General features: G+C 50.0%; 5 protein-coding genes. 3 read left to right on the forward strand and 2 right to left on the reverse strand.

Annotated features, from left to right (window positions below):
• Window positions 1-71 precede the first annotated feature (71 nt).
• Complete coding sequence (locus B5E82_RS17495; protein WP_242966368.1) at window positions 72-554, reverse strand: MBL fold metallo-hydrolase; 483 nt, start codon at window positions 552-554, stop codon at window positions 72-74.
• 278 nt (window positions 555-832) lie between these two features.
• On the opposite strand from B5E82_RS17495, the gene thrC reads away from it, so the two are divergent.
• Entirely contained in the window at window positions 833-2,320 is a 1,488-nt protein-coding gene (gene thrC, locus B5E82_RS17500) for a threonine synthase (protein WP_087308804.1), read from the forward strand.
• Between the two features lie 15 nt (window positions 2,321-2,335).
• Window positions 2,336-2,686: a hypothetical protein gene (locus B5E82_RS17505; RefSeq protein ID WP_087308805.1), complete on the forward strand. Its 351-nt coding sequence runs from the start codon at window positions 2,336-2,338 to the stop codon at window positions 2,684-2,686.
• A 98-nt stretch (window positions 2,687-2,784) separates the two neighbouring features.
• Here B5E82_RS17505 and B5E82_RS17510 read toward each other — a convergent pair whose 3' ends face one another.
• Complete coding sequence (locus B5E82_RS17510; protein WP_087308806.1) at window positions 2,785-4,149, reverse strand: citrate/2-methylcitrate synthase; 1,365 nt, start codon at window positions 4,147-4,149, stop codon at window positions 2,785-2,787.
• Between the two features lie 670 nt (window positions 4,150-4,819).
• Here B5E82_RS17510 and pckA point away from each other — a divergent pair.
• The gene (gene pckA / locus B5E82_RS17520) at window positions 4,820-6,424 is read left to right on the forward strand and encodes a phosphoenolpyruvate carboxykinase (ATP) (RefSeq protein WP_087308808.1); all 1,605 of its coding nucleotides are present in this window, start codon (window positions 4,820-4,822) and stop codon (window positions 6,422-6,424) included.
• Window positions 6,425-6,720: the final 296 nt, after the last annotated feature.

Here is a 6,720-nt window from a genome sequence, read left to right on the forward strand (position 1 = left end):
TAGTTGAAATCCAGCTTTTGCGAATCTGAGAACCAGAGAGGAAGTGAATTACTCCAGCTATCTGAAGTATCTCACAAAAGTTGGAGCCTGACGATCCGGCCGATTATAAAGCGCTTACTTTTGAAAAGCAGAATATCGGGACTGAGCGCGGATACGCCGGCCTCCAGAAGGTGCAGACGGACCGGATAGGACGCAAATATTTCCCTGGGGAAAGGGTTTCCATTGTACTGGAAGCGGTCTCCGGGGAGCTTTTTATATTTGGCGGCAAAAAACTCTTTTCCCGCATAGATGGGAGTACCCGGGGAGAGGAGTGGAAGAAGGCGGGCCAGGCCGCCGCTGTGGTCGTAATGCCCGTGGCTCAGAATAACGGCGTCCAGCTGGGAAAGATCGATACTCAGTTTTTCTGCATTGTCAGCGAAGGCGCCTGTCTGGCCGGTGTCGAAGAGCAGCCGTTTTCCCGCAAATTCGATAAAGAGAGAAAGGCCGTGTTCGAAGGCAAGACGCCCGTCCTGTCCTGGCTGATTTTCGATCAGAGTAGTGATTTTCAGTTCCATGAAAAAATCCTCCTTTTGCGCTCAGGGGCTGTCTTTTTCCTAAGTATAGCACAGGAGAAAGCAGGGAGGACAGCGGAATTTCTGAAAACACTTGATACGGATTCTTCCCTGATGCGCCGGCATATCAGGAAGAGAAGCCTCCCGGACGCTGCCGGTGAAAGAAAAGCTTATCTGTATGCCGCCGGATAGAGAAAAGCGGTGGACGAATCCGCCTGTGATATGCTATAATAGCCCGTAAAGCCTGCTTTATTATTTTAGAAAAAAAGGGGACGAAATTCATGGATTTGTTATACAGAAGTACGAGAGATTCCAGTGTACGGGTGACGGCCTCCCAGGCGGTTCTCAAAGGCCTGTCGGCGGACGGCGGCCTGTTTGTGCCGGAAAGCATTCCGAAGCTTGATGTGAGTCTGGACGAGCTGGCGCAGATGAGTTATCAGGAGACTGCCTATGCGGTCATGAGCCGTTTTCTCACAGATTTTGCAGAGGAGGAGCTTAAAGGCTGTATCGAACGGGCTTATGATGAAAAATTTGACACACCGGAGATTGCTCCGCTGGTGAAGGCGGGCGGCGCCTATTACCTGGAGCTGTTTCACGGAGCGACGATTGCGTTTAAGGATATGGCCCTTTCCATTCTGCCGCATCTGATGACGGTTTCTGCGAAAAAGAATCAGGTGAAAAATGAAATCGTGATTCTGACGGCTACCTCGGGCGACACCGGAAAGGCGGCCCTTGCGGGCTTTGCGGACGTGCCGGGCACGCGGATTGTGGTGTTCTATCCGAAGAACGGCGTAAGCCCCATTCAGGAGAAGCAGATGGTGACCCAGAAAGGGGCGAATGTAAAGGTAATCGGTATTCATGGAAACTTTGACGATGCTCAGAGCGGCGTCAAGGCTCTGTTTGGCGACAGAGAACTGGAAAAGGAGATGGAGGCGGCGGGCTTCCAGTTTTCCTCTGCCAATTCCATCAATATCGGACGCCTGGTTCCGCAGATTGTGTATTATGTATATGCATACGCGAAGCTTTATGCGAACGGTGAGATTGAGAAGGGGGAACAGATTAATGTAACGGTTCCCACCGGCAACTTCGGAAATATTCTGGCGGCGTATTATGCAAAGCAGATGGGGCTTCCGATTGCAAAGCTGATCTGCGCTTCCAATGAGAATAAAGTTCTGTTTGATTTCTTCCAGACAGGGCATTACGATAAGAACCGGGAGTTTATTCTGACCAGCTCTCCTTCCATGGATATTCTGATTTCCAGCAATCTGGAACGTCTCATCTATCGGATTGCCGGAGAAGACGACAGGGCAGACGCGGCTCTGATGAAAAGTCTGTCAGAAAAGGGAGCCTATGAGATTACGCCTGCCATGCGGGAAAAGCTTGGCGATTTCTATGGAAATTTTGCTTCGGAGCAGGAGACTGGACGGACGATTTACAATCTGTATGATAAGACGGGCTACGTTATCGATCCGCATACGGCTGTGGCCTCCTGTGTATATGAAAAATACAAAACGGACACGGCTGACGGTACGAAGACAGTCATTGCTTCCACGGCCAGTCCCTACAAGTTCACCCGCAGCGTCATGACAGCTCTGGGGCAGGAATGCGGTGGAAAAGATGATTTTGAACTGGCGGACGCCCTGTCCGGGCTTTCCGGCACGGAGATTCCCAGAGCAGTGGAGGAAATCCGTACGGCTCCGGTGCTTCATGATACCGTAGTCGAGGTACGGGAGATGAAAGCTGCCGTAAAGAAGTTTTTGAATATATAAGGAGTGGCTTAAGAGATGGATAATAGTATTTGGAGCGTACTGGATGTCATTTTCGTGGGGGCGGGATTCTATGTGCTGTACGGCTGGTTCGTCATGAGGACGAAGGGAGAGATTACCACCACCATTCTTCTGAACAAAGAGGTGGACCCGAAGAAATGCAGGGATCTGGAGGGGTATAAAGCCTATATTTCGCCTAAAATGCTGATCTTGGGAATTTCAGCCCTTATTTACGGAACCGCCGGGCTGGTGAATACTTATGTAACTCCGCTTCCGGGAGTGGCATACGGGATTGTCATGGTGCTCTTTCTGGCAGTGCTGATCTGGTTCGCGCTGGCGGCGCGCAAAGGCGTGGAGAAGTTCTGGTAAGAAATCAGGGAGAATGATATCAGACATAAAAAAGGACGTTCGGAAATAATTCCGGGCGTCCTCTTTTTATGTCTGATGCCTCTTGCCAGCAGGGATAATTACCGTTCAGACAGCTTTACATATTCCTGCTTTTCCGCAACGCTCTTATATGCGGGACGGATAATTTTTCCGTTATTGGCCAGTTCTTCGATGCGGTGGGCGCTCCAGCCTACAATACGAGCCATGGCGAAAATGGGAGTGTAAAGCTCCAGAGGAAGATCCAGCATGCTGTATACAAATCCGCTGTAGAAATCCACGTTTGCGCTTACGCCCTTATAGATCTGACGTTCCTCTCCGATGATCTTCGGTGCCAGCTGCTCGACCATGGAATAAAGGCGGAACTCATCCTCGCGCCCTTTCTCCTTGGACAGCCGTTCTACGAAGGATTTGAAAATATTCGCACGGGGGTCGGACAGGGAATAAACGGCATGACCCATACCGTAGATCAGTCCGGCATGGTCAAAGGCTTCCTTACTCAGGAGTGCCCGCAGATAAGCGCCGACTTCCTTTTCGTCCGTCCAGTCCTTGACCTGCTGTTTCATATCCTCAAACATCCGCACGACCTTGATATTGGCGCCGCCGTGCCGGGGACCCTTCAGAGAGCCGAGCGAAGCGGCCACAGAAGAATAGGTGTCCGTACCGGAGGAGGAGACTACGTGTGTGGTAAAGGAAGAATTGTTTCCGCCGCCGTGTTCCATATGAAGGACCAGGGCAATGTCCAGGACTTTTGCCTCAAAATCTGTATAGGAGCTGTCAGGACGCAGGGTATAAAGGATATTTTCTGCGGTTGACAGGTTCGGCTGGGGCTGATGGATGTAAAGACTCTTTCCATCATGATAATGACTGTAAGCCTGGTAGCCGTACACGGAAAGTACCGGGAACAGGGCAATCAGCTGCAGCGACTGGCGCAGTACATTGGGGATGGAGATGTCGTCTCCCCGATCATCATAGGAATACAGAGTCAGAACGCTGCGGGCCAGAGTATTCATCATATCCTTACTGGGAGCTTTCATGATGATGTCGCGCACAAAATGAGTCGGGAGCGTACGGTAAGAGCCCAGAAGCTCGCAGAAATCCGAAAGCTCCTTTTCGCTCGGAAGCTCTCCAAAAAGGAGCAGGTAGGTAATTTCTTCAAATCCAAAACGTTTTTCGGATACGAAGCCCTGCACCAGTTCCTCAATATCCAGTCCGCGGTAATATAATTTTCCTTCACAGGGGACTTCTTTCCCGTCTACGGACTTGTAAGCCTGAACTTCTCCGATCTCGGTCAGTCCGGCCAGAACGCCCTTGCCGTTGATATCACGCAGGCCCCGTTTCACATCGTATTTCTTATAAAGATCTGCGTTGATTTGGCTGGCTCTCTCACTCATCTGGGCGAGATCCAGAATTTCAGGTGTAATCTCCGAATATGAGTTCATCTGCATAAGCAAAATCTCCTTTCTTCTCTCATACTGTTTATAAATTCATTTTTTCAGGGGATTTCTGAAAAAGAATTTGCATGGTCACGTCTGCGCTCAGGGGTGATGCGGAAAACTCATTCAGGTAAGGAGTATCACAGACCTGGCGCGGAAAATATAGTGAAATATTTGGCGATATTATACCATGTCCTTCGGACATGGCCCCTCCGGGGGATTTCAGGTATAATATCTGGCGATATTATACCATGTCCTTCGGACATGGCCCCTCCGGGGGATTTCAGGTATAATATCTGGCGATATTATACCATAAAATTGCAGAAATAAGAATATAAAAAAGAAAAATTTACAGTTATTTAATAATTTGATGCAAAATCCTTTAGCTGGATGCTTTAGATGGAAGGGCGGAAACCTTTTATTCCCGCGGGCAGCGAGCCAAGCGGATGCGGCCCGGGCTGCCTTCTTGAGCTTGCGCTCGCGCGTCCATTTGGTGGGCTCCGGAAGCGCTGCGGAGATTCTCGTCTCTTTGTACAGTTCTGGTGATATTTGTTCTTATTTTTTTAACATTTGCAAGCTTGACTTTTTTTTCACAAGATGGGATAATATAGGGCATGAGGCAAAAAAGGCCGCTGGCCTGACGCACATATTATACTATGAAAAGAAAGAGGTCTAGTGAAACATGGGAAAAATTGATTTAAGCAAGTACGGTATCACGGGAACGACAGAGATTGTACGCAATCCCTCTTACGAGCTGCTGTTTGAAGAAGAGACCAAGCCCGGCCTGGAAGGCTACGAGAAGGGACAGGTCAGCGAGCTCGGCGCAGTGAACGTTATGACTGGTATTTACACAGGCCGTTCACCGAAAGACAAATTCATCGTAATGGATGAGAACTCCAAGGACACTGTTTGGTGGACTTCCGATGAGTATAAGAATGACAATCATCCGGCAAGCCAGGAAGCTTGGAATGCCGCTAAGGAGATCGCTCTTAAAGAGCTTTCCGATAAGAAGCTGTATGTAGTAGACGCGTTCTGCGGAGCGAATAAGGACACCCGCATGGCTATCCGTTTCATCATGGAGGTAGCTTGGCAGGCGCACTTCGTTACCAATATGTTCATCCAGCCGACTGCTGAGGAGCTGGAGAACTTTGAGCCGGATTTCGTTGTTTACAACGCTTCCAAGGCGAAAGTAGAGAACTACAAGGAGCTGGGCTTCAATTCTGAGACCGCAGTTGTCTTCAATATCACAAGCCGCGAGCAGGTTATCCTGAACACCTGGTACGGCGGAGAGATGAAGAAGGGTATGTTCTCCATGATGAACTACTATCTGCCGCTGAAGGGCATCGCTTCCATGCACTGCTCTGCAAACACAGATATGAACGGCGAGAACACCGCTATTTTCTTCGGACTTTCCGGAACAGGAAAGACCACGCTGTCCACAGACCCGAAGCGTCTTCTGATCGGTGATGACGAGCACGGCTGGGATGACAATGGAATCTTCAACTTTGAGGGCGGCTGCTACGCAAAGGTTATCAACCTTGACAAAGAGTCTGAGCCGGATATCTACAACGCTATCAAGAGAAACGCTCTTCTGGAGAACGTTACTCTGGATGAGAACGGAAAGATTGACTTCGCTGACAAGAGCGTAACAGAGAATACCCGTGTATCCTACCCGATTGATCATATCGAGAAGATTGTTCGTCCGGTATCCGCAGCTCCGGCAGCGAAGAATGTAATCTTCCTGTCTGCTGACGCGTTCGGCGTACTTCCGCCGGTATCTGTTCTGACACCGGAGCAGACCGAGTATTACTTCCTGTCCGGATTCACAGCAAAGCTTGCCGGAACAGAGCGTGGAATCACCGAGCCCACACCGACTTTCTCCGCTTGCTTCGGCCAGGCATTCCTGGAGCTGCATCCGACCAAGTATGCAGAGGAGCTTGTTAAGAGAATGAAAGAGAGCGGAGCAAAGGCTTATCTGGTAAATACCGGATGGAATGGAACCGGAAAGCGTATCTCCATCAAGGATACCCGTGGAATCATCGACGCTATCCTGGATGGCTCTATTCTGAGCGCTCCGACCAAGAAGCTGCCGTACTTCAACGTAGAGATTCCGACCGAGCTGCCGGGCGTAGATCCTGCTATTCTGGACCCGCGCGACACCTATGCTGACGCTTCCGAGTGGGATGCAAAGGCAAAGGATCTGGCTGGACGCTTCATCAAGAACTTTGCGAAGTATGAGAGCAATGAGGCTGGAAAGGCACTGGTAGCTGCCGGCCCGCAGATCTAATCAGATAACATTCCTAAAACCCGTAGGGGCGTGGATTTTTCCGGAATAATTCCGCTTTTCGCCACACAGCTGCAGTTCTGCAGCTGTGTGGTATTTTTTTGCGCGTTGGCAATGAGACATGCAGAAGATTCGAAAAGAACCTGCCTGCATTTATGCAAAGGCGGGGTCTTATCGAAAATTCTATAGGGCGCAAGGTGAATTGGCCGCAGGCCAAGAGAGGGTCCCCTGGGGGGAAAGCCCGCGAGCCCGAGAAAGAACTGCTTTCTCGGGCGGCATGTCTCATATATAAAAGCAGA

It is taken from the genome of Lachnoclostridium sp. An138 (assembly GCF_002160765.1).
Lineage (GTDB): Bacteria > Bacillota > Clostridia > Lachnospirales > Lachnospiraceae > Laedolimicola > Laedolimicola faecalis.